Source organism: Limnobacter sp. (assembly GCF_964228395.1).
Lineage (GTDB): Bacteria > Pseudomonadota > Gammaproteobacteria > Burkholderiales > Burkholderiaceae_B > Limnobacter.
Genome location: NZ_CAXQZX010000119.1, coordinates 1 through 24,032, shown reverse-complemented (window position 1 = coordinate 24,032; position 24,032 = coordinate 1). Strand labels below are relative to the sequence as shown.

Here is a 24,032-nt window from a genome sequence, read left to right as displayed (position 1 = left end):
AATCTGCCCGACCGTGCCAAGAATGAACGGTGCCCCCCAAGGGGGCAGAGGCCCGACCCGACCTCTGTTTTGGAGGGCGGGCCTCAGTTCAGGCGAGGCTCAGGGAGGGATCAACAGATTGGCCGTCGCAAAGGGGCATGGTCCTGCTTGCTTCAGGGCGCAAGCGACACCGCTAAACGGGGCATGGACCTGCTGGCTTCAAAGAGCAAGCGAGTCAAACAGACCGACGCACGCATCACTGCAGCCCAAGGCTCGCTCGATACTCCTCGTAAGTGCCCTTGTAATCGGTGATGCCAGTTTCTTGCATGTCAAAAATGCGTGTGGCAATGCCTGATACAAACTCACGGTCGTGCGACACCACAAACACTGTGCCCTCAAATTTTTCCAGTGCCATTTGCAGGCTTTCAATCGATTCCATGTCCAGGTGGTTGGTTGGTTCGTCCAACAGCAGCACGTTGTGACGGCCCAGCATCAGCCGACCAAACACGAGCCTGTTTTTTTCACCACCGGAACACACTTTGACTTGCTTGCCGATTTCGTCATTGCTAAACAGCAATCGACCCAAAATGCCACGAATGGCCTGGTCATCGTCTCCCTCTTGGGCGTAGCGTTCGGTCCATTCGCGAAGGTTCAGCGCTTGGTCAAACTCGTCGCTGACATCCTGCGCCATGTAACCCAAGTTCGCATTTTCAGACCATTTCACTTCGCCGCGCGTGGGTCGCATCACCCCCGCAAGCAATTTCAGCAAGGTGGTTTTGCCTGTTCCGTTCCCACCCACAATGCCCACTTTTTCGCCAGCCTCCACCATCACCGAGAAGTTGCGTATAACGGCGTTGTCATCGTAGCTGTGGCTAACGCCTTCAAGCTCCACGGCAAGGCGGTGCATTTTCTTCTTTTGTTCGAAGCGAATGAACGGGTTTTGACGCGATGATGGCTTGATTTCAACCGTATCGGCTTTGATTTTTTCTATCTGTTTTTGGCGAGATGTTGCCTGTCTGGCCTTGGATTTGTTGGCTGCAAAGCGCCGAACGAAATCTTGCAAATCTGAAATTCGCTCTTTGGCGCGCGCATTGGCCGCCATGGCTCGCTCGCGGGCTTGTGCTGCAGCCAGCATGTAATCGTCGTAGTTGCCGGGCACAACCTGCAAAGTACCGTAATCCAGGTCTGCCATGTGGGTGCACACCTGGTTCAAAAAGTGTCGGTCGTGGCTAATGATGATCATGGTGCTGTCGTACTGGTTCAGCACATTTTCAAGCCAGGCGATGGTGTTGATATCAAGGTTGTTGGTGGGTTCGTCTAGCAGCAAAACATCCGGTTTGGAAAACAGCGCTTGCGCCAACAACACCCGCAGCTTCCAGCCTGGGGCGATTTCACTCATGAGACCACTGTGCTGCTCAAGGGGAATGCCAGCGCCCAGCAACAATTCCCCTGCCCTGGCCTCAGCTTCATAGCCGCCGTATTCGGCGTACACGGCTTCCAGCTCCGCCGCACGCATGTAATCTTCGTCGGTGGCCTCCGGGTTGGCGTACAAGGCGTCTCGCTCGGTCATGGCCTCCCACATTTCTTTGTGGCCCATCATGACCACATCAAGCACGCGGTGCTCCTCAAAGGCAAACTGGTTTTGGTTCAATTTGCCCAATCGAATATTGGGGTCAAGCACCACGGTGCCATGCGAGGGTTCCAGGTCGCCACCCAGAATTTTCATGAGGGTGGATTTGCCGCAACCATTGGCACCAATCAGGCCATAGCGGTTGCCGTCGCCAAACTTGGCATTGATGTTTTCAAACAGGGGTTTTGCACCAAACTGAATGGTGATGTTTGCTGCAGTGAGCATAAGCCTCGGAATTTCAAAGAGATTTTTAAAGGGGGGATTATACATCCCCGCTTTGCTGAAACACGAAGCCCCCTGCCCCGGTGCTTTGTAAAATGCTCTCCATGCCCTGGAACCAGCAGGCCTTGGGCGTGCAGTGGCCAAAGGGAAAGTTGGGAATCACCGGGATGTCCACCAATGACTGAACAAAATCGATGACGCTGTGTAGACCATAACCCGAATCATGAGGCCCCGGAGCTGGCTCACAAAACTGGCCAAGCACAATGGCGCGCTGACGCCCCAATACCCCGGCCTGATGTAGTTGTAGAAGCATGCGCTCAATGCGGTATGGCGGCTCGTTGATGTCCTCAAGAATCAAAATACCGCCGGCCAGTTCGGCTTGCCAGGGCGTGCCTAGCAAGCTGCAAATCATGGCCAGGTTGCCACCCCAGGCTGCCCCCTCGATGGGCAAAGCCCCGTGCCAAAAGCCCTGCCAGTCTGGCCATCCGTCGACCTGCCAACTCACCTCCACTCGACTTTCTGCCAACGCCCTGTTGAAATGCTCAAGGGTGTCCACATTGACCCCTGGCTGTGGTCCAAAATCAAAACACGCCATGGGACCGTGAAGCAAGGAGGACGGCTGCGCACCAGCCGCCAATAGCGGCAACTGCAAGGCGGTTAAATCGCTGTGCCCGCACAGCAAGTGCCCATTCTGATTGAGCATATTTGCCAGCTCTTCGAAATCAAGGCTTGGCAACAAACGGCTTAGCCCGTAGCCGCCGCGGCTTGCCATCAACAGTGACTGCGTTGGCGTGGCAAACACCTCATGGATGGTTTTTATGCGTTGTGGTTCGGTGCCCGCAAATCGTTGTTCGCGCGCGCGACATGCCGCATGTTCTTGCACCTGCCAGCCCAGCGATTCCAGGCAAATGGCGGCTCTGTCCAACGCACTTTCATCGACCAAGGCACCGCTTGGCGAAAACAACACAACTTGTGAATAGGGTTTCAAAGGTAGGCTTTCCAGGAACGTACGGGCTCACCCTGCAAATAATCGCACAAACTGGCCAGTATGGCCGCCTGCTGTGCGTCGCCTTGAGCCTGTGCGTTCTCTGCGAGCGCTTTAATGTCAGCACATAATTGCGTTGCCTGCTCCTCGGTTTCAAGACGAGCCAACAAATGCGAGGGTTCACTAATAGATACCGACCGCAACACTTGCAGGGTGTTTTTATTGACATTGGGCATGTCAGAAAGCTTTTTGAGTGCAGTTATCGCTTGCAAGCGACTTGTACGCCTGCTTTTAAAAAAAGTTTTCAAAAGCATTTCAGATTCTTCAGCCATGCAGCCCCATTCAAAGGAGCAAGGATGCAAGGCCTCCGACTGTGACAACAAGTGCAGCGCATCTTCCAAATTTGAGTTGAAGCGGGATTGAGCGCTGCCAAGAACCACACGCCCTATTCTGGCGTGGGCAATTGCTCCCAAACACATCAGGCAAGGCTGCAGGGTGACATACAGCGTGGCCTTTGCGCCCAAGCGATAGTTACCCAAGGCTTTGCATGCGGACTGAATGGCCAATATTTCTGCATGGGCGCAGGCATTGTTTTGGGCAATTGGCGCATTGTGAGTCCGCGCCAATTCTCGCCCCTCGTGCACCAGCACCGCGCCAATCGGCACTTCCCCCTGAGCGGCACCAGCAGCCGCTTCCTGCAAAGCGACCTCCATCCAGTGCGCATCTTCTGCGTTGGGAGTGTAGGCGTATACCTTGAATTTATGGGCTGGCGCGTTCATGACGCGCAGCTTCGCACAAATTCAGGCATTCTTCAAACGGGCCTGTCTGCGCTGCTGCCAGGCTTGAATTTCACCCACAATGCCGCGGCGAAAGGCCAGCACCACCACGATGAAAATAAACCCGGTCACGATGGTGACCTGCTCTCCAAGCGAGCGGAACCACATGATGTTCGTGACCGAGGCCAGCCAAATGCCTATCTCGCCCAAGCGGTTTTCCAAGGCAATAATCACAATGGCGCCCACAATAGGACCTGCCAATGTGCCCATGCCACCCACCAAGGTCATTAAAACCACCAAGCCAGACATGCTCCAGTGAACATCGGTGAGGGTTTCGAACCCCAGCACAGAAGCCTTGGTGGCACCAGCCAGGCCAGACAAAGCCGCCGACAGCACAAATGCCAGAAGTTTGTATTTGTCGACGTCGTAACCCAACGAGATGGCACGAGGCTCGTTTTCTTTGATGGCTTTGAGCACTTGACCAAAGGGGGAGTGCACCACGCGCACAATCAACGCGAACCCCGCCACGCAAATGGTGAGTACAACAAAGTACAGGGCCAGATCGTCACTCAAATCGACCACACCGAACAGGGTACCTCGGGGTATGCCTTGCAAGCCATCTTCACCCCCCGTGAATGGGGCCTGAAGAAAGATGAAATACAACATTTGCGCCAAAGCCAAGGTGATCATGGTGAAATAAATCCCCTGCCTTCTGATGGCCAAAGCACCCATCACAAAGCCCACCGCAGCGGCAAACGCAGTGCCAAGCAATATGCCCACTTCAAAGGGCAGTCCCATGTCACGCAGCGCATAGCCTGTGATGTAGCCTGCGCCTCCCAAAAATGCTGCGTGCCCAAACGACAACAGCCCCGTGTAACCAATCAGCAAATTGAATGCGCAGGCGAATAAGGCAAAACAAAGCAGCTTCATCAGCAGCACCGGATACATGTAAAAAGGTGCGGCCAATGCCAAAGCCAATGCAAAAGCAGCCAGGGTTTTATTGTTCAGCAAGGTGATGTTTCCCATTTTATTTCTCACGACCAAACAGCCCGGCTGGGCGAATCATCAACACAATGGCCATGATGATAAAGACCACCGTGGCCGATAATTCGGGGTAGAACACCCGGGTAAAACCTTCAACCACACCCAAGGTAAGACCAGTCACGATGGCTCCCAAAATGGAGCCCATGCCTCCAATGACCACCACGGCAAATACCGTAATAATGAGATGCGAGCCCATGAGCGGAGAAATTTGTATAACCGGCGCCGCCAGCACACCTGCAAACGCAGCCAAAGCCACCCCAAAGCCGTAAGTCAAGGTCACCATTAAAGGTACATTGATGCCAAAGGCCTCAACCAGGCGTGGGTTTTCAGTGCCTGCTCGCAAATACGCACCGAGCTTGGTTTTTTCAATCATCAGCCAAGTGGCAAAACACACCGTGAGCGATGCCACGACCACCCACGCTCGGTAATTGGGCAGCACCATGAAACCCAGATTGGTTGCGCCTGCCAATTGCGCAGGCACAGAGTAAGGTTGACCCGACACGCCGTAAAAAGACCTGAACAACCCTTCAATCATCAAGGTAATGCCAAAGGTCAACAGCAGACCATACAAGTGATCCAGTTTGTAAAGCCAGCGCAGCATGGTGCGTTCAATCACCATGCCAAACAACCCCACCAGCACCGGGGCCAGCAACAGCATCACCCAGTAATTCAGGTTGAAATACGCCATGCCCATCCAGGCCAGGAAGGCGCCCATCATGTACAAGGCACCATGGGCAAAATTAATCACATTGAGCAGGCCAAAAATCACGGCCAGCCCCAGTGAAAGCATGGCGTAGAAGGAGCCGTTCACCAAGCCCAACAAAAGCTGGCCCAAAAAAGCCTGATGTGGAATTCCGAAAATTTCCATGAGTGTCCAAATTCAAGGATGCACCCCAGTGCCACTGACCAGGGTGCTGAACAGGTTGCTATAAACGCATCACTTCCACAGGGCGCATTTGGTTTCGGCCTTGGTTGTAAAAGCTTGCTCGCCGGGAATGGCTTGCACCACCTTCAGGTAGTCCCAGGGCTTTTTGGACTCTTTGGGGTCTTTCACCTGCATCAAGAACATGTCGTGAATCATGCTGCCGTCGGCTCGGTAATAACCGTTTTTGGCGTACATGTCGTTGACCTTTTGCTTGCGAAGCGCCTCCATCACTTTGGGCCCGTCGTCGGTTCCAGCGGCCTTCACAGCGTTCAGGTACTGCAGCGTGGCGGAGTAATCTGCGGCTTGAAGGCTGCTGGGCATTTTTTTCATTTTGTCGAAAAAGCGCTGCGACCACTTGCGGGACTCATCATTTTGATCCCAATACCAACTGTCGGTGAGGTACATGCCCTTGGTTTGGTTTAGCCCCAACGCATGTACATCGTTGATGAACATCAACAGCCCGGCCAATTTCATGGTGCTGGTCACGCCAAACTCATTGGCTGCTTTGATGGAGTTCACCGTATCGCCTCCAGCGTTGGCCAAACCCAAAATTTGGGCGCCCGATGCTTGGGCTTGCAGCATAAAGGAAGAAAAATCCGAAGCCGAAAGCGGGTGACGAATAGATCCTTTCACTGTGCCACCATTGGCCTTCACCACTGTTGATGTGTCGGTTTCAAGCGAGGTACCAAAGGCGTAGTCTGCGGTTAAGAAATACCAGTTTTTACCCCCCTGCTTAACCACAGCCGAGCCAGTACCTTTGGCCATGGCCACCGTGTCGTAGGCGTAGTGAATGCTGTAGGGGTTACATTCCTCGTTGGTGATTCGTGCTGTGCCCGCGCCAATCACAAAATTGGGCTTTTTCTTCTCGTCTGCGACCTTGGCCATGGCCAGTGCTGTGCCTGAGTTGGTGCCGGAAATCAACATGTCCACACCATCGACGTCAAACCACTCGCGGGCCTTGCTGGCTGCAATATCCGCCTTGTTTTGGTGGTCAGCAAATACGAACTCGATTTTTTTGCCGTTCAAGGTGCCACCGAAATCTGCAATGGCCATTTTCACGGCCTCAACGCCGCCGGGGCCATCGATGTCGGCGTACAAGCCCGACATGTCGGTGATCATGCCAATTTTGATGGTGTCGCCAGAGTACTGCGCGCTGGCCAGCCCGCCACAGGTCATGGCAAACGCAGCAAACAGTCCTTGCGTGATGGGTTTGAGCTTCATCCTTTTCTCCTTTGCTTTTGGATTGTCAAGCCCCCTTGGGGGCCTGGTTTTATACGCCGAGCAGCGAATGCAGCACCGGCATTTTTTCGTCAAGGTCTGTGGCGGCAAACTGCTCCACCACACAGCCATGTTCGACCACATAAAACCGATCGGCCAAGGGGGCCGCAAACCGAAAGTTTTGCTCCACCATGACAATGGTGTAACCCTTGGATTTCAGCGTGGTGATCATGCTGGCCAGGGCCTGCACGATCACAGGTGCAAGACCTTCAGAGATTTCATCGAGCAACAGCAAACGCGCACCCGTGCGCAGAATCCTGGCCACGGCCAGCATCTGCTGCTCACCACCCGACAACCGGGTGCCTTGGCTGTTTTTGCGCTCAGCCAGGTTGGGGAACATGGCATAAATTTCGTCCACGCTCATCCCTCGGTCTGTCTTGGAAACAAAAGGGGGCAGCATCAAGTTTTCTTGTGCTGACAATGAGGAAAAAATACCTCGCTCCTCTGGGCAGTAGCCCACACCGAGGTGTGCAATTTTGTGTGTGGGCAAATGAATCGACTCGACTCCATTGATCTTGATCGAGCCAGTGCGGTTTCCAGTCAAACCCATGATGGCACGTAGGGTACTGGTTCGCCCTGCGCCATTGCGACCAAGCAAGGTCACCACCTCGCCCTGCTTCACTGTCAATTCCATGTTGTGAAGAATATGCGATTCGCCGTACCAGGCGTTCAGGCCATGAATCTCAAGCACTGGCGTACCCATATTAGTGCGCTCCTTCCAGCACTGTGGTGCTGCTGCCCATGTAGGCCTCTTTCACTTGCGCGTTGTTAGACACTTCATCGTAGCTGCCCTCAGCCAGCACCGCCCCTTGCTGCAGCACCGAGATTTTGTCGCAAATGGTGGCCACCACATTCATGTTGTGCTCCACCATCAGAATGGTGCGGCCCTTGGAGACTTTTTTGATCAGCTGCGTAACACGCTCGACATCCTCATGGCCCATGCCCTGCGTGGGCTCGTCCAGCAGCATCAACTCGGGCTCCATGCCGAGGGTGGTGGCAATTTCAAGAGCGCGTTTTCGGCCATAAGGCAAATCCACCGTCATGGCATCTGCAAATTCTGCCAGGTCAACTTCGGCCAGCAGGGCCATCGCACGGTCGTTCAACACATTGAGTTTTTTCTCGCTGGCCCAGAAATGAAATGAGTTGTGCATGCTGCGTTGAAGACCGACGCGCACATTTTCAAGCACGGTCAGGTGGGGAAATACCGCAGAAATCTGAAACGATCGAATGATGCCCTTGCGCGCAATTTGCGCGGGCTTGGCCGACGTGATGTCTTTGCCGTTAAACAATATCTTGCCCGATGTAGGCGTTAAAAACTTGGTGAGCAAATTGAAGCAGGTGGTCTTTCCCGCTCCGTTGGGACCGATTAACGCATGAATATGCCCACGCTGAACCTTTAAATTAACGTCATTTACCGCTGTGAAACCTTTGAATTCCTTGGTCAGGTTTCGTGTCTCCAAAACCACATCCACCATGGCGTCTCCATGTTGCTTTTTTATTTGTGGATTGATAGTGGCATGGCCGGGGGCCTTGTTTGTATTAGGGCAAACCTCAGTAACACTTTTGCACAATTAAAAAGCCCGCCATTGGGCGGGCTTGATATGGGGTTCTAATCCACCGGTGGACTCGGCCTGGGGTCAGAGTTTATTCCCACTCAATGGTTGCAGGCGGCTTGCCCGACACGTCGTACACCACCCGGTTTACCCCCCGCACCTCGTTGATGATGCGGTTAGACACCCGGCCCAGCAAGCTGTAAGGCAGATGCGCCCAATGCGCGGTCATGAAATCTTGGGTTTGCACCGCACGAATGGCCACCACGTATTCGTAGGTGCGGCCATCGCCCATCACACCCACCGACTTTACGGGCAAAAACACGGCAAAGGCTTGGCTGGTGAGGTCGTACCAACTTTTGCCCACCTCCTCGGCTTTGCACAAACCTGCTGCTGCGTCTTGGGCAGTGGCTTGTGTGTTGCGGAGTTCTTCGATAAACACCGCATCGGCCAATTGAAGAATTTCCGCATATTCGGCTTTGACCTCGCCCAAAATGCGCACCCCCAAACCAGGGCCTGGGAACGGATGGCGATAAACCATTTCGGGGTCCAACCCAAGCTCCACACCCAGTTTACGCACTTCGTCTTTGAACAGGTCGCGCAACGGCTCCAGCAGCTTTAAATTCAAAGTGTCTGGTAGCCCACCAACGTTGTGATGGCTTTTGATATTGGTTGCTTTGCCGGTTTTTGCGCCCGCAGACTCGATCACATCCGGGTAAATGGTGCCTTGCGCCAGCCATTTGGCATTTTGACGTTGGCCGGCTTCACGCTGAAACACATCTACAAAAGCCTTCCCAATGATTTTACGTTTTGCCTCGGGGTCGGTGACGCCTTTGAGCTGCCCCATGAACTCCTCGGTGGCATTCACATGCACCACGCGCACACCGAGGTGCTTTGCGAAGGTTTGCATCACTTGCTCGCCTTCTTTGTGACGCAGCAAGCCGTGATCCACAAACACGCAGGTCAGTTGATCGCCAATGGCCTTGTGAATTAGCGCAGCCGCAACGGAGGAATCAACCCCGCCCGACAAGCCCAAAATAACCTCATCCGCACCCACCTGCTCGCGAATTTTGGCAACGGCTTCTTCCACAAAGCTTGGCATGGACCAATCGCCCTTGCATCCGCAAATATCGCGTACAAAACGGGCCAATATGGCTTTTCCTTGCTGCGTATGCGTTACTTCGGGGTGGAACTGCACCGCATAAAAACGGCGATCCTCGTCTGCCATGCCTGCAATTGGGCAGGAAGGTGTGGAGGCCATTAACTTGAAGCCCGGCGGCAGTTGAGTCACTTTGTCGCCGTGGCTCATCCAAACATTGAGAAGGCCATGCCCCTGCGCATTGGTTTCGTCTTGCAGGCCATCTAGCAGCTTGGTGTGGCCATGGGCGCGAATTTGAGCGTGCCCAAACTCCCGAACCGTACCCGCCTCTACTTTGCCGCCCAATTGCTGCGCCATGGTTTGCATGCCATAGCAAATGCCAAGCACAGGAATGCCCAGTTCAAACACCAAGGCGGGTGCTTTGTCGGTGCTTTCTTCGTAGGCCGACTGGTGGCTGCCCGACAAAATAATGCCACTGGCACCGTAGTCTTTAATTCGCTGTGGCTCCACATCGCAGGGCAAAATTTCGCAAAACACACCACTCTCACGAACACGGCGCGCGATCAGTTGGGTCACTTGTGATCCAAAATCAAGGACCAGAATTTTTTGATGAGTCATGACAAAAAGAAGATGATTTGAAAGGCTGATCCAAACAGGCTCGCTTATTTCAGAGCGTCGAGGGCCGCAGCAGAACTTGCAGGCAAAGCGTCTTTATCAAAAGCAACACAAGCCACATCCACATCCACGAAAGTTTGTGCGCCGTGGCTGTGCAAAGCGTAGGTTTGGAAATTTTTTTTCAGTTGTTCAGCAACCCGGTCGAGAGCTGACTTTTCAACATGCGGCAGTACAGCCACAAAAGCTTGTGGCCCCCAAGAACCAAGGCTGGCGGATTCTGGCAATGTGTCGCGGATCAAGCCCGCCGTGAACTTGCTGAAGTCCACCATTCTTTCTTGGCCAAAACGAGCCAACACGGCATCGTAAGATTGCAAAGTCACTTTCAACAAAGCCAAGGGTTCGCCTTGCCCTTTTGCAAATTCAAGTTCTTTGTCGACCAGCGCTTCAAAACCGCGGCGATTCCAGGAACCCACTACAGGGTCGATCAGCAGCACACGCTGGCTTTCACTGAGCCCGCCAATAAACCGGGACACCACCGATTCTTCATGGTTTTTGGCGATTTCGATTTCAACAAGTCGAGCGAAATCTTGCAGGTCTTGACGATCTTCCTGAGAAAATGCCCTGGGAGCACCGTCCATAATGCACAAAGTGCCCAGCACCACACCAAAAGGATCTTTTAATGGCTGACCAGCGTAAAAGCGCAGCCTGGGGGCATCCAGCACCAAAGGGTTGTCCATGAATCGCGGGTCAAGCAACGCGTTTTCGACCACCATGGTCTCGTTGTGCAAAATGGCATGGCCGCAGAAAGACAATTCGCGGTCTGTAGAGCAGGCGTTTAGCCCCTGAACCGATTTGAACCACTGGATTTCTTTGTAAACCAGCGACACCAGGCAGGCCGACACGTCGAAATGGCGCATCGCCAGCCGGGTAATGCGATCGAAGCGCGGCTCCGAGGGCGAGTAGATCAAGCCCAGGTCTTGCAGAACCTGGGTTCTTTCGGCCTCATTGTGCGGCTTTGCCGGTGCGATCATTTATGCCACCTTGGGATTGCCTTCAATCCACGTGATAGTTGGGTGCTTCTTTGGTGATTTGAACATCGTGTACATGCGACTCACGGATGCCCGCAGAAGAAATTTCAACAAACTCGGCCTTGGTGTGCATTTCGTCAATTGAGCGACAGCCCACATAACCCATCGAAGAACGAACACCACCCACCAACTGGAAAATGATGGCCAACACAGAGCCTTTGTATGGCACTCGGCCCTCGATGCCCTCGGGCACGAGCTTGTCTGCATTGTTGGCTGGGTCTTGAAAATAGCGGTCTGCAGAGCCTTGGGTCATGGCGCCCAAAGAGCCCATGCCACGGTATGCCTTGTAACTTCTGCCTTGGAACAAAATGACCTCGCCAGGCGCCTCCTCGGTGCCGGCAAACATGCCGCCCATCATGACGCTGCTGGCCCCAGCTGCCAATGCCTTGGAAATGTCGCCAGAGTAACGAATACCACCATCGGCGATCAGAGGCACACCAGTGCCCTGCAAAGCCTTGGCCACATTGGCAATGGCCGTAATTTGCGGCACGCCAACACCTGCCACAATTCGAGTGGTGCAAATGGATCCGGGCCCAATGCCCACTTTGACGCCATCGGCGCCTGCTTCTACCAAGGCACGGGCAGCTTCGCCAGTTGCGATGTTTCCACCGATGACTTCCACCTTGGGGAAGTTTTGCTTAACCCAGCGCACACGGTCCAAAACGCCTTTGCTGTGCCCATGGGCGGTGTCCACAACAATTACGTCAACCCCTGCGGCAACGAGCTTTTCAACACGATCTTCGGTGCCAGCCCCCACGCCCACGGCGGCGCCCACGCGGAGTTTGCCATGCTCGTCTTTGCACGCGTAAGGATGTTCGGTGGCTTTTTGAATGTCTTTAACAGTGATTAGCCCCAGCAACTCATGGTTGCTGCCCATTACCAGCACCCGTTCCAGGCGATGCTTGTGCATCAACTGCTTGGCTTCTTCCAGACTGTCATCTTCAGACACTGTGACCAAGCGGTCACGGGGGGTCATGATGTTTGCAACAGGCTGATCCAGATTGGTTTCAAAGCGAAGGTCGCGGTTGGTCACAATACCGACCACCTTGCCGTTTTTGACCACGGGGAACCCACTGATTTTGTGCTGCTGGGTGATGGCGATCACCTGGCGCACGGTAAATTCGGGTTCGATGGTGATCGGGTCGCGAAGCACGCCAGATTCATGGCGTTTCACCTTTGACACCTCTGCAGCTTGCTGGGCAGCGGTCAGGTTTTTGTGAACGATGCCAATGCCGCCCTCCTGGGCCATAGCAATGGCCAACCGCGCCTCAGTCACAGTGTCCATGGCTGCAGACACCAGAGGAATATTCAGGCGGATATTGCGGGTCAGCTGGGTGGACAGTGTGGTGTCTTTGGGAAGAACGTCTGAGAACGCAGGAACCAGCAATACATCATCGAACGTTAACGCTTTCTGCGTGACACGCATGCAAATTCTCCTTGCGCAAAAGCGAATTATATAAGATTGCTGGCTGTATTGATTTGTATCACAAACAGAATTGGGCGGGAATCACCGTTTTTGTTGCCCGCCAATTCAAGCTAGGTGCGAGCCTTGCCGCTGCGCCGGGCTGTTTTTCCCTGCTGCGAGCCGGCTTTGTGGGCAGCTCGTCGACGGCGGCTTTCTTTGGGGTCAAAGCGCAAGGCGTCGAGCAACTCAATGCGATCACCGGGGTGCAGTGTGGTATCAGCGGCGGCTGTGTGACCAAACACGGCCACGGATCGCTTGTCAAATAAACACTGAATGTCTTCCGGGCTGTAACCCAGCCTATTCAAGGCCTGCCCCACTGTGCAGCCTGTTTGCACGTCGAGCGGCTGAGGCATCCGATTCAAAATACCTCCGTCTTCGGGCAGCATGCGGATGAGGTAAATAATCAATTCAAACCCGCACTGGAGGCGTGCATGGCTTCTGCACGCCGAATAAAACTGTCAACCACCGTGTTGGCAACGCTCTGAAACACAGGCCCCACCAACTGCTCAAGCACTTTGCTGGAAAATTCGTAATCGAGTACAAAACTCACTTTGCAAGCATCGGGGGTAAGCGCCTGAAAAGCCCAATGCCCTTGCAGGTGATCGAAGGGCCCTTCCACCAAGGTCATGTGAATGGCCTGCGCAGGTATGATTTGGTTGAGCGTACAAAACGACTGTCTAAAACCCTTAAACACGATTTCAACAGTGGCTTTGTCAATGTCTGGTCCATGGGACTCCACACTGCCCGCACCGCACCACGGTAAAAATTTTGGGTAATCGGCCACGTTGCGCACCAAATCAAACATTTGTTGCGCTGAAAAATGAACCAAAACTGACTTTTCGATGGTCGCCATGCTGCCGTTGATGCCCTTGCGCTGCGCCGCAATCAATGTGGCCAGCTTTCCTTCCCCCGCTTTGAAACAAGCCATGGAAGCGATTAAACTCTCCATTTTAACGGTTTTTCTGCCCCTCTTCTTTAATGGCGGCGCCAAACCCATAGCACCAAAGCACCATCGCAGGCACATGAGCATTATTCAAAACAAAAAAGCAACTTTTGATTACTTCATTGAAGAAACCTTTGAGGCAGGCCTCGTGCTGGAAGGTTGGGAGGTGAAGGCCATTCGCGACGGTCGTGTGCAAATCAAAGAAAGCCACATCATTGTCAAGAATGGAGAAATTTGGCTACTGAATGCCCACATTGCACCACTGAACAGTGCCTCCACCCACGTGCGTCCAATCAACACGCGCACCCGAAAATTGTTGCTAAAGCGCGCCCAAATTAACCGCCTGATTGGCAAGGTGGAGCAAAAGGGGTACGCCTTGGTGCCCTTGAACATGCATTACAAAAACGGCCGCATCAAACTCGACATGGCCTTGGCCAAAGGCAAAAAGCTGCACGACAAGCGTGACTCTCTGAAAGACAAAGACTGGAAGCGCGAGCAAGAAAGGCTGATGAAAGTGCACCGCACCTAAAAGGTCTTACTTGCCCTGCTTAACCACCTGCATCGCTGTGGCAACCATGGCACCCATGTTCGAAAGGTCTGCCGGCAAAATCAGGGTGTTGCCTTGTTTGGCCACCCCAGCAAAGGCCTCAATGTATTGCTCTGCCACTTTCAGGTTAACAGCCTCCAAACCGCCGGGCTCCTGTACAGCACCAGCCACCTTGCGCACCGCCTCAGCGGTGGCTTCCGCAATCTCTTTAATGGCTCCTGCCTCACCCTGGGCTCGGTTAATGGCGGCAATTCGGTCACCCTCAGATCGTGCAATGGCAGACTCTCGCTCACCGTTGGCGATGTTGATCTGTTCTTGCTTGCGGCCCTCAGAGGCTGCAATTAGGGCACGCTTCTCGCGCTCGGCGGTGATTTGCGCCTGCATCGCCTGAAGAATTTCGCGGGGTGGCGTGAGGTCTTTGATCTCATAGCGCAGCACCTTGACGCCCCAGTTCAGCGCGGCCTCATCCAGCGCATTCACAATGGTGGCGTTAATCAAATCGCGCTCTTCAAAGGTTTTGTCGAGTTCCATTTTGCCAATCACTGAGCGCAGTGTGGTCTGAGCCAGTTGGGTCACTGCGCTGATGTAGTCACTCGAACCGTAGCTCGCCTTCATGGCGTCTGTGACCTGAAAATACAAAATGCCATCGACCTGCAGCTGTGTGTTGTCGCGCGTAATGCAGACCTGGCTTGGCACGTCCAGCGGGATTTCTTTGAGGGAATGTTTGTAGGCCACTCGCTCAATGAAGGGCACCAAAAAGTTAAGACCAGCCGAAAGTGTTCGATCGTAACGCCCCAATCGCTCGACCACCCAAGCGCTTTGCTGAGGAACAATCCGCAAGGCCTGGCTGACAAAAACAATGGCCAGCACCAATATGACAATAGACACTTCCATGAATCATTCTCCGATGCGCCAAACATTGGCTATTGCAAATGCGCTTGCCTAAAGCACGCCTGCTTTGGATTCTAAAAACACAGGCTGGTTCAACTTCGTTTTAATCGAAGGGTGTTGCCTTGCACGGCAACAATCTCGTGAAGCCCGGGCGTGGGCGCTGAATCAACGCTTTCAGCGGCCCAATTGGCACCCCTGTACAGCACTTGGGTTCTTCCGTTGGAATCCCATTGTTTGATCTCAACGGAGTTGCCAATGTCCAGTACATCGTGTTTTGCATGAGCCGCAGAAGACCTGCCTTTGCGGGATTTTTGCAGGGCCAGGCTGCCCAACACTGCAAACAGGGCTGCGGCCCCAATTTGAAGTTCGAGGCCAAAGCCAAGGTGGGCCAACAAAGCACCCACCCCCGCGCCCAGGGAGACCATGAGCAAATAAAATGTGCCCGTGGTGATCTCGGCGATCAAAAGAACGCCCGCCAACACCAGCCACAGCGACATCGTGCTCATTGTTTCTTGGCCGCCCGGTCTGCCAGCTTCTGCCAGGTATCAACCACGGTGTCTGGGTTCAGGGAGATGGACTCAATGCCCTCCCCGGCCAGCCACAGCGCAAAATCCGGGTGGTCGGAAGGCCCCTGTCCGCAAATGCCCACGTACTTGCCCTTGGCCTTGCACGCTTCAATCGCCTTGCTCAACAACGCCCGCACTGCTGGGTCACGCTCGTCGAAATCAGCGGCCAAGAGTTCCAGCCCAGAGTCACGGTCTAGGCCCAGGGTAAGTTGGGTGAGGTCATTGGAGCCCACCGAGAAACCGTCAAAATACTCAAGGAACTGGTCGGCCAGCACGGCATTCGAGGGCACCTCGCACATCATGATGAGCTTTAAGCCGTTTTCGCCGCGCTTCAGGCCGTTGCGGGCCAACAGATCGACCACCCGGGCGGCTTGGTTCAAGGTGCGCACAAATGGAATCATGATTTGCACATTGTCCAGGCCCATTTGCTCACGCACGCGCTTTAGCGCCAGGCATTCCATTTCGAAGCACTCGGCGAATTCCTCCGAAATGTATCGCGCCGCTCCCCGGAAGCCGAGCATGGGGTTCTCTTCTTCGGGTTCGTAACGGCTGCCACCGATGAGCTTGCGGTACTCATTGGATTTGAAATCAGACATTCGCACGATGACCGGCTTTGGATAAAACGCCGCTGCGATGGTGGCAACGCCCTCGGCCAATTTGTCTACAAAGAAGGCCACCGGGCTGGCATGCCCGCGCGCCACACTTTCAACGGCCTTTTTCAGGTCGGGATCCACATTGGGATAGTCCAGAATGGCCTTCGGGTGAATGCCAATTGCATTGTTGATGATGAATTCCAAACGGGCCAGGCCCACACCTTTGTTGGGTAACTGACAAAACTCAAAAGCCAATTGCGGGTTACCCACGTTCATCATGATTTTTACCGGGATTTCGGGCAGCGTGCCACGCTTGACCTCGGTCACCTCGGTTTCCAGCAAGCCCTCATAAATGTAGCCAGTGTCGCCTTCAGAGCAGCTCACAGTCACCAACATGCCTTCAGAAAGCTTGTCGGTGGCGTCGCCACACCCCACCACGGCTGGAATGCCCAGTTCGCGCGCAATAATGGCGGCGTGGCAAGTGCGGCCACCCCGGTTGGTCACAATGGCGGCGGCGCGTTTCATCACCGGCTCCCAGTTGGGGTCGGTCATGTCCGTCACCAAAATATCTCCGTTTTGAACGCGGTCCATTTCCGAGGCATCGTTAATGACCCGCACCGAGCCCGCTCCAATTTTTTGACCGATGGCGCGCCCCGAGCTCAAAATTGCAGAGTTGCCCTTGAGTTTGTAACGCAGTTGTACATCGCTGCCTTTCTGACTGTTAACGGTCTCAGGACGTGCCTGAAGAATGTACAGCTTGCCATCGTTGCCGTCTTTGCCCCACTCAATGTCCATGGGGCGCCCGTAGTGCTTCTCGATGATCATGGCGTATTTGGCCAACTGAATCACGTCGTCGTCGGTTAAGGAGTAGCGGTTGCGCAACTCGGCAGGAACATCCACAGTGCGAACGCTTTTGCCGCTTTCCTTGTGCAGGTCAAACTCCATCTTGATGAGCTTGGAGCCAATTTGCCTGCGGATAATAGGGTACTTACCTTCTTCCAACTTGGGCTTGAACACGTAAAACTCGTCGGGGTTCACAGCACCCTGCACCACGGTTTCTCCAAGGCCATAACTGGACGTGATGAATACCACTTGATCAAAGCCGCTTTCAGTGTCCAAAGTGAACATCACACCGGCTGCTCCCACGTCGGAGCGCACCATGCGCTGAATGCCCGCGCTTAGAGCCACATCGGCATGCGCAAAGCCTTTGTGCACGCGGTAAGAAATGGCCCGGTCGTTGTATAGAGAGGCAAACACTTCCTTGATTTTTTCAAGAACATCCTCGATCCCGTTCACATTCAGGAAGGTCTCTTGCTGACCAGCGAAGGAGGCATCTGGAAGGTCTTCTGCGGTGGCCGATGAACGCACCGCCACGGAAATTTCACCGCCGCTCTGCGCCATCATGGCCGCGTAGTACTCGCGAATTTCTTTTTCCAGGTCTGCGGGCAACGGGGCGTCCATAACCCACTGGCGAATTTCTGCACCGGCTTGGGTTAGCGCCCGCACGTCGTCTACATTGAGCGCATCCAGCTTGGCATTGATGCGTTCGACCAGGTTGCTGGCCTTTAAAAACTCACGAAACGCATGGGCCGTGGTGGCAAAGCCACCGGGCACGCGCACGCCTGTTTCCGCCAGTTGGGAGATCATTTCCCCCAGAGACGAGTTTTTACCGCCAACAATCTCGACATCGTCCATGCGAAGCTTTTCGAATGGGATGACAAGCGCTGTTTCGCTAACTCCTTGGGTAGTTGCCATGGTTCACCTTGTAGATCAAAAGAAATAGCGAATGCCATGCGTGGGCAGCACATCCATTGACTATTCCCCCTGTTTTTTTTCTATGATTGTAACTGTAACCCGCCTTTTTGCCATTGGCGCACTGGAGAATCACTCATGTCAGAAAATGTCCGCCGGGAACGCACCGTGGTGTTTGTGTCCGATGGCACAGGCATCACCGCCGAAACCCTTGGGCACTCTGTGCTGTCCCAGTTTGAGGGGATTAAATTCAAGCAAATCCGAATCCCCTTCATTGACTCAGAGGTGAAGGCGATTTCGGCCCGCCAAAAAATTAACGACATTGCCGCGTACGACGGGGAAAAACCGATTGTTTTCAGCACCTTGGTAAACACCGTCATCAACGACGTGGTGAAACAGGCGAACGGGGAGTTTATGGACCTGTTTCTAACTTTCGTCGAGCCTTTAGAAAACGTGCTTGGCGTAAAAAGCACTCATCGCATTGGCCGTTCGCACACCATTTCAGACAACGAACAATATAAAAACCGCATTGAGGCCATTAATTACACTTTGGCACACGATGACGGGCAAACCAGCAAAGACTTGGCTGCAGCCGATGTGATTTTGGTGGGGGTGTCACGTTCTGGTAAAACACCAACGAGCCTTTACCTGGCCATGCAGTACGGCGTAAAAGCCGCCAATTATCCTTTGATTCCCGAGGATTTTGAGCGTGGAGAACTGCCCGAAGCGCTTCCTCCTTTTAAAAACAAAATCTTTGGCTTGTCAATTTCGCCAGAGCGTTTGAGCGAAATTCGCAATGAGCGTCGACCCGGCAGCAAATACGCTTCTTTGGAAAACTGTCGGCAGGAGGTAAAGGCGGCCGAGTTCATGATGCGCCGCGAGGGCATTAGCTGGCTAAGTTCGACCAGCAAATCGATTGAAGAGATTTCAACCACCATACTGCAGCAGTTGAACCTGGGTTCGCCAATTTATTAGTTGCCGCGATAACGCCCCATGGAAATGGTGACCAAATACCCACGCAAGCAAGAATCTGCTCGCGCCACCATGCTGTATCTGCATAAGGGGGATAGCCCTCGGCATCCGCAAGAACCCACCCGCCTCGGCGCCACTGCTCCTGAAGATCGAGCACCACCTTTAACGCCTCGTCCAGCGGAAGGGGTTCGGTTTGTGGGGACATTCTTGCGGATCGAATTTTTGCATTTTCATCGAAAGACACAGTGAAAAATTTGGCTGGTGGTGTCACAAACCCATACCTTCTGTCGGCGAAACGCAGGTAGGCCAGCTCTTTGGGCATGCGGTACCAAATTTCGTTCGGGATATCATCTGCGATCTTCGCGCTGGAGCGAGCCTGCATGTCTTTCCAAGGCTCGCCGATGATGAGCGCAATCTCTTTGGCTGGGGTGAGCAGATCGGTGGCCCTCGCGATGCCCAGGGCCAATACCAAAGCGCACAGCAGGGTTGCGGTGAGGTGCGACTTCATCCATCGAAATGCTTTTAAATGGCCTATCATCGCACCGGGTGCCCTTCTGCAATTTGCAAAATCTCTTTCTCAATGGCTCCCCGCTCGGGGCTTCGCAAGAGTTGATGAAACTGCCTGGCTGCACGCATCACAAAGGCCATGCGTTCATCCAGGTTGGCCAAGTCAGCAAAAGCATTCTTGCTGAATTCAATGCTGCGCCCATCATGAATGGGACCACACTGATTGGCTAGGGTGAGTTGTACCGGCTGCTCAAGCCCAGTAGAAATGCCAGTGACGTGGGCCAGTGCACTGGCGCCTTGGTTGCCCTGCAATAGGCTGCGCATTCGCCAATCGTCATAAATTACAGGCTGCAAGATATTCTGCTGCTCGTGACGAGCCAGTAAACCAACACCGTCAAAAATATCCCCTCGCTCAATCGCCTCAAAGGCAGGAATAATTTCTGGATGGTCAATTCCAAACGTCACCTTATCCTGCACAGGCCACACCACCGGGTGCTCTGGGTTTGCATAAATCCTTTGCCTGGCTTTAATACATTTTTTTAGCTCATCCAGCCCCCGTTTGGCATAAAACATGTGAAGAGGGTAAATATCAAGGAACAAGGCGCTGTTGCCCAAGGCCAAGGCCTCATGAACAAACTGAATGGATTGCTCTGTGGCCTCAAGGGCTGCCTGGGCGGCATCCACAGCGACTCGGCCGCTTGGCGGTAGCGGTCGGCGTGAAATATCGCCCAGCTTGCGCTGCCGCTCATTGATGGTCTGTATGCCTTGGGCCGCGTGCAACATGCCGCACCCCACTTGTTTGGAGGCAAACGCCGCCAAGCCCGCCCACTCAAAGCGTTTGTCATAGCGCCACAACGCCGCATAAGCTGAATTAATTTTGCGATTGCGGGCAACCGGGTCGACCATCCATTGCTCCCCCGGGGCAATAAGCGCTTGAGCCTCTTTTTGATACACCCGCCAAAGGCAGCTGCAGGTTAATACTTCAACCTCAGCAATGAGCTTGGGTTCGCCATGGCGCTCCGTAAGGTAGCTGTGGCATTCCCCAAGCGGCTGCCGGCTCGTGTGCAGGGGTAAAAAATCCACCCCGTGGGTGTAAAAGCAGCGGCTCATGGATTATTGAGCACCATCAATTTTGCCTGGACGGTCGCATTTACCTTTAAGGGTTTGGTTAGCCCCTGAGCATTGGAAAATCCCGAAACCTTGCCCCCATCTGACAACTCGATGACATAGACCACACCCTTTTGAAGCTCTTTGCTGTGCGGGTCGCGAATTTGAAATTGAACCACCCGGTCTTCGGTTTGTTTGCGCAGCGGGTTGAATGGGATATGGGGGTTGGCTTGCTCTGACGGCCCCGTAGAGGGGGCGCTGTGTGACATGCGGGTTTGGGAGGCAATGAGGGTTGCACCACAGGCTGTTTTCATGCCCTCATAAGCAAGAGGCACCTGATTGACCGTGTGGATGGGATTGCCCTGAACAATTGGGTAAATGCCCTTGCATTTTGGGCAGGCCACCTGATGCCCCATGCCAGCCACGGGCACCCCATCGACCGTGTAATTTGCAAAACCCTCAAGCACCGTGCCACCGAGACTTGTGGTGTCTCCCTTGCGAATCATCAAAGGCCTGTTGGGTTCCGATTGGCAAAATAATCGAAAACGCTATCACGCACCAGCGGTCAGCAAAAACGAGTGACCATGTTGGGTTACCCCAATGGTGTACGCGGGTTAAAACAAGCTTTGTTGAACCGAGCTTTCAGTTTCTGCGTCAATGGCTGTGCTTTTTGCTTTTGCTTTGCCTCGGGCCTTTACGCCATTTCGATTGGGGTTACGTGAGCCATGCTTGTTGTAAACACGGCGTGCCTCCTCTGCGAAGCCTTCGCGGTGGCGAAATTCCGTGATGTTCGCGCGGGCTTGGGATATGGCTGTATGAGGATCAACAATAGGATGAGGGTAATCACGCCCAATTACCACATCGAACTCTTGCTGCAGCAAGGTGGGTGTGGCCCACGGCTGAGCAATCCATTCTGTGGGCAGGTTTTTTAATTCGGGTACCCACTGGCGAATAAAGTGCCCCTCAGGATCGTGATCAAGGGCTTGCTTGACCGGATTGTAAATGCGCAGGGTGTTGATGCCAGTCACGCCCGACTGCATTTGAAATTGCGGGTAATGAATGCCAGGCTCGTAATCTAAAAATTCCCTGGCCAACAAAGGCGCAGTGTGGCGCCAATCTAGCCACAATTGATAGCTTGCAAAGGCCACGAGCATGGCTCGCATCCGAAAATTAACCCAGCCAGTGGCTTTTAACATGCGCATGCATGCGTCCACCATGGGGAACCCCGTTTGGCCCGCGTGCCAAGCGTGTAAACGCGCCCTTTCGGTGGCATTCAAGGGGCCCGCGTTTCGCATGGTGTCTAAACCTCGATGGGCTGCGCGATGTTCCAGCTCGGGTTCACTTTCCAGCTTTTGAATAAAGTGGCAGTGCCAATGCAGGCGAGACTCAAATGATTTCAAAGACTGACGCCATGATTTTTGATCTGCCGCATCGAGTTGCAAATGATCAAGATTTGCGCGGGCCCGCGCCAGCGCATTCAAGACCTCTCGAACCGACAACACACCGTAAGCCAGGTAAGGGGATAGACGGGAACAAGCCGACGGCGCCGACAATGGGCTGGACATTTCGAAACGGTAATGTTTGCCGCGCGCGGTGAAGAACTCGTGCATGAATGCCATGGCCTGCTTGCGGCCACCTTTTTGCCTGCGAGCTTTATCCCGCGGGTCGGCCAGGCCAAAGGCCTCGGCGTTGGCCCAGGCGGGCCAGGAAGCAGCCGTGGCTTGAGACCCCAGCCCATTGAGCGTAACGCACGGCAGCCCGTGTTGGGTCAGCCAATCTTGCGCATGGTGTTGAACCTCATGTTGTGCAAGCAGGGGCAAACCGCGCCAGTTGGGGCATTGCAAGGCAGGTTTGCTCATGGTGGACAACCACAGCTTGCCCCATTCGTTGCGGTTACAAAGCCGTCGCACCACGCCATTGTTGGGAAACTCATGCCACCGCACATGGGGATGTTGCTCGACCCAACGCTTTACGGTTTTATCGCGATCAAAACTGGCCCAGTTGCCTGTTTCTTCGTGGCTATACAAAGACAAGCCGCCAGAGCAATGATGCGCCAGTCCGATGAAGGCCTCTAGCGCGGCGCCTTTGACAAGTAAAAAAGGCACAGTGTCTGGAACACTCTGGGCCAATTGCAGCAGGCATTCCTTGGCAAATTCAAAATGTTGGGCTGCGGTGTCTGGCTGTGCCAGTAGCTTGGGCTCTAGCGCATACAACAAGGCCACAGCCCCACCCTGCTGCTTGGCGTTTTCGATGGCGTGCACCAACGGCGCGTGGTCGCTCACGCGCAGGTCTTTTTTAAACCAAACCAAATGCAAAGCAAGCATGCCAAAAAACAAAATACTGTGTATTAACCCAGTGTATATTACTTTGCTTGCTTTGTAGAGCCCTGAAGGCACTGCCTGCGTTGCTCAAAAAGGCAGACAGCGCTGCTGCTGGCCACGTTGAGGCTTTCAACCGCATTGCTTTGAGGGATGCGCACGTGCACAGTGGCGCGCTGCAACCAGGCTTGGCTCACGCCCTGCCCTTCGCTACCAAACACCCACACCCCGGGGGTCGTCAAATCCAGTTGGTAAAGGGATTCGCTTCTGTCACTCAGGCAGGTGGAGCGTATTGGGGGCGGTGTGTGAGCACTTTGCAGTGCATCCAGCACAGTGCTTTCTTTGCAAAATCGCAATGCAAATTGGGCCCCCATGCCCGCACGCAAGGTTTTATCGCCCCACACCCAAGCCGACTGTGCGCTGTAGGCCACCTGTTGTATGCCAGCGGCAGCGGCATTGCGCAGCACAACGCCCACATTGCCGGGGTCTTGTATGCCATCCAGAACCAAAAGGTTATTTTCTAGATTTGGGGCACAAAGATCCTCTGGGGGGGCAAACACCACCAAAGGTCCGGTGGGTGAGCTTAGGCTGCTCATTTTTTTGTAAACCGCTGGGGGGACCACCACAAAGCGCGTGTTTACGGCACATTCAAGGGGGTGAAGTGCAAGCCACTCTGCATGGTTTAGTAATGGCTCCGGTATCCACACCTCCCTTAAATGCCGCGGCAAGTGCTTAAACAATTCAGTACACAAATGCAGGCCTTCGGCGCACGCCAGGCCTTGTGCTCTGAGCGCATTGGTGTTGCCAACCATTTTGGCCAGCTGCTTCACGCGCTCGTTGGCGGGGGAGTCGATGCGGCTGTAGGTGGCTTGGTGAAGCTTCATTCAAACAAGCCTTGTTGAGCAGAGCCCAGCACCTCGCGCACTGGCGCAAAGGAGCGTCGATGCAATTCGCTTGCGCCATGCTGCCGCAACAAGTCCATGTGCCGGGCCGTGGGATAGCCCATGTGAAGATGCAACTCGTATTGCGGATAAACCTTGGCCTGCGCCTGGCACCATTGATCTCGCCATACTTTGGCCAAAATAGAACCCGCCGACACAGCTGGCACTTTGCTGTCGCCCTTTACAACCGCCACGCTGCGGTAAGCCCAGTTCGGCAACTTGTTGCCATCCACCACCAC

The 24,032-nt window shown here is 54.1% G+C and carries 24 protein-coding genes; 2 read left to right on the top strand and 22 right to left on the bottom strand.

Annotated elements, in window-relative coordinates:
* Positions 1-235: 235 nt before the first annotated feature.
* The 13 genes from ACEQU8_RS09750 to ACEQU8_RS09690 all read right to left on the bottom strand — a co-directional run bounded on the left by ACEQU8_RS09750 (position 236) and on the right by ACEQU8_RS09690 (position 13,509).
* Entirely contained in the window at positions 236-1,834 is a 1,599-nt protein-coding gene (locus ACEQU8_RS09750) for an ABC-F family ATPase (RefSeq protein WP_370263243.1), read from the bottom strand.
* Positions 1,835-1,871: 37 nt separating this feature from the next.
* Complete coding sequence (locus ACEQU8_RS09745; protein ID WP_370263241.1) at positions 1,872-2,819, bottom strand: LD-carboxypeptidase; 948 nt, start codon at positions 2,817-2,819, stop codon at positions 1,872-1,874.
* Entirely contained in the window at positions 2,816-3,595 is a 780-nt protein-coding gene (locus tag ACEQU8_RS09740) for a nucleoside deaminase (protein WP_370263240.1), read from the bottom strand. The genes ACEQU8_RS09745 and ACEQU8_RS09740 overlap by 4 nt, the downstream gene beginning before the upstream one ends.
* Before the next feature lie 21 nt (positions 3,596-3,616).
* A complete protein-coding gene (locus ACEQU8_RS09735) occupies positions 3,617-4,618 on the bottom strand; it encodes a branched-chain amino acid ABC transporter permease (protein WP_370263239.1) in 1,002 nt (333 codons plus the stop codon).
* A 1-nt stretch (position 4,619) separates the two neighbouring features.
* Positions 4,620-5,504 (bottom strand): branched-chain amino acid ABC transporter permease, encoded by an 885-nt coding sequence (locus ACEQU8_RS09730; protein ID WP_370263237.1) that lies wholly within the window; start codon positions 5,502-5,504, stop codon positions 4,620-4,622.
* 69 nt (positions 5,505-5,573) lie between these two features.
* Positions 5,574-6,782: an ABC transporter substrate-binding protein gene (locus ACEQU8_RS09725; RefSeq protein ID WP_370263236.1), complete on the bottom strand. Its 1,209-nt coding sequence runs from the start codon at positions 6,780-6,782 to the stop codon at positions 5,574-5,576.
* Positions 6,783-6,831: 49 nt separating this feature from the next.
* The gene (locus ACEQU8_RS09720) at positions 6,832-7,542 is read right to left on the bottom strand and encodes an ABC transporter ATP-binding protein (RefSeq protein ID WP_370263234.1); all 711 of its coding nucleotides are present in this window, start codon (positions 7,540-7,542) and stop codon (positions 6,832-6,834) included.
* 1 nt (position 7,543) lies between these two features.
* Complete coding sequence (locus ACEQU8_RS09715) at positions 7,544-8,314, bottom strand: ABC transporter ATP-binding protein (protein ID WP_370263233.1); 771 nt, start codon at positions 8,312-8,314, stop codon at positions 7,544-7,546.
* A gap of 169 nt (positions 8,315-8,483) precedes the next feature.
* Positions 8,484-10,106, bottom strand: a complete 1,623-nt coding sequence (gene guaA, locus ACEQU8_RS09710) for a glutamine-hydrolyzing GMP synthase (protein WP_370263232.1) — start codon at positions 10,104-10,106, stop codon at positions 8,484-8,486.
* Positions 10,107-10,150: 44 nt separating this feature from the next.
* The gene (locus tag ACEQU8_RS09705; RefSeq protein ID WP_370263230.1) at positions 10,151-11,134 is read right to left on the bottom strand and encodes a GAF domain-containing protein; all 984 of its coding nucleotides are present in this window, start codon (positions 11,132-11,134) and stop codon (positions 10,151-10,153) included.
* Positions 11,135-11,156: 22 nt separating this feature from the next.
* Positions 11,157-12,617, bottom strand: a complete 1,461-nt coding sequence (gene guaB / locus ACEQU8_RS09700) for an IMP dehydrogenase (RefSeq protein ID WP_370263229.1) — start codon at positions 12,615-12,617, stop codon at positions 11,157-11,159.
* 110 nt (positions 12,618-12,727) lie between these two features.
* A complete protein-coding gene (locus tag ACEQU8_RS09695) occupies positions 12,728-13,063 on the bottom strand; it encodes an RnfH family protein (protein WP_370263227.1) in 336 nt (111 codons plus the stop codon).
* Positions 13,060-13,509, bottom strand: coding sequence for a type II toxin-antitoxin system RatA family toxin (locus ACEQU8_RS09690; protein ID WP_370263225.1), 450 nt, complete (start codon positions 13,507-13,509; stop codon positions 13,060-13,062). Before ACEQU8_RS09690 ends, ACEQU8_RS09695 begins: the two co-directional genes overlap by 4 nt.
* Between ACEQU8_RS09690 and smpB the strand changes: the two genes are divergently transcribed.
* On the top strand, positions 13,499-14,128 hold the full coding sequence (gene smpB, locus ACEQU8_RS09685) for an SsrA-binding protein SmpB (RefSeq protein WP_370263224.1): 630 nt from the start codon (positions 13,499-13,501) through the stop codon (positions 14,126-14,128). The genes ACEQU8_RS09690 and smpB overlap by 11 nt on opposite strands.
* Positions 14,129-14,134: 6 nt before the next feature.
* Here smpB and ACEQU8_RS09680 read toward each other — a convergent pair whose 3' ends face one another.
* From ACEQU8_RS09680 to ppsA, 3 genes are all read right to left on the bottom strand, one after another.
* A complete protein-coding gene (locus ACEQU8_RS09680) occupies positions 14,135-15,040 on the bottom strand; it encodes an SPFH domain-containing protein (protein ID WP_370263223.1) in 906 nt (301 codons plus the stop codon).
* An 89-nt stretch (positions 15,041-15,129) separates the two neighbouring features.
* Complete coding sequence (locus ACEQU8_RS09675; RefSeq protein ID WP_370263221.1) at positions 15,130-15,543, bottom strand: NfeD family protein; 414 nt, start codon at positions 15,541-15,543, stop codon at positions 15,130-15,132.
* A complete protein-coding gene (gene ppsA, locus ACEQU8_RS09670; protein WP_370263220.1) occupies positions 15,540-17,951 on the bottom strand; it encodes a phosphoenolpyruvate synthase in 2,412 nt (803 codons plus the stop codon). The genes ACEQU8_RS09675 and ppsA overlap by 4 nt, the downstream gene beginning before the upstream one ends.
* A gap of 135 nt (positions 17,952-18,086) precedes the next feature.
* Here ppsA and ACEQU8_RS09665 point away from each other — a divergent pair, with 135 nt between their 5' ends.
* The gene (locus ACEQU8_RS09665; RefSeq protein WP_370263219.1) at positions 18,087-18,923 is read left to right on the top strand and encodes a pyruvate, water dikinase regulatory protein; all 837 of its coding nucleotides are present in this window, start codon (positions 18,087-18,089) and stop codon (positions 18,921-18,923) included.
* Here the strand turns inward: ACEQU8_RS09665 and ACEQU8_RS09660 are convergent.
* The 6 genes from ACEQU8_RS09660 to ACEQU8_RS09635 all read right to left on the bottom strand — a co-directional run.
* The gene (locus ACEQU8_RS09660) at positions 18,835-19,392 is read right to left on the bottom strand and encodes a hypothetical protein (RefSeq protein WP_370263217.1); all 558 of its coding nucleotides are present in this window, start codon (positions 19,390-19,392) and stop codon (positions 18,835-18,837) included. The two genes, ACEQU8_RS09665 and ACEQU8_RS09660, sit on opposite strands and share 89 nt — an antisense overlap.
* Before the next feature lie 62 nt (positions 19,393-19,454).
* On the bottom strand, positions 19,455-20,537 hold the full coding sequence (locus ACEQU8_RS09655; RefSeq protein ID WP_370263216.1) for a DUF2515 family protein: 1,083 nt from the start codon (positions 20,535-20,537) through the stop codon (positions 19,455-19,457).
* On the bottom strand, positions 20,534-21,040 hold the full coding sequence (locus ACEQU8_RS09650; protein WP_370263215.1) for a PAAR domain-containing protein: 507 nt from the start codon (positions 21,038-21,040) through the stop codon (positions 20,534-20,536). Before ACEQU8_RS09650 ends, ACEQU8_RS09655 begins: the two co-directional genes overlap by 4 nt.
* 108 nt (positions 21,041-21,148) lie before the next feature.
* Positions 21,149-22,858 carry a deoxyribodipyrimidine photo-lyase/cryptochrome family protein gene (locus ACEQU8_RS09645; RefSeq protein ID WP_370263213.1) on the bottom strand — a complete coding sequence of 570 codons (1,710 nt, stop codon included), beginning with the start codon at positions 22,856-22,858 and terminating at the stop codon, positions 21,149-21,151.
* Between the two features lie 38 nt (positions 22,859-22,896).
* A complete protein-coding gene (locus ACEQU8_RS09640; protein WP_370263212.1) occupies positions 22,897-23,736 on the bottom strand; it encodes a TrmH family RNA methyltransferase in 840 nt (279 codons plus the stop codon).
* Positions 23,733-24,032, bottom strand: a 300-nt coding sequence (locus ACEQU8_RS09635) for a ribonuclease HII (protein WP_370263211.1), incomplete at its 5' end; no start/stop codon positions are given. The genes ACEQU8_RS09640 and ACEQU8_RS09635, both read right to left, overlap by 4 nt.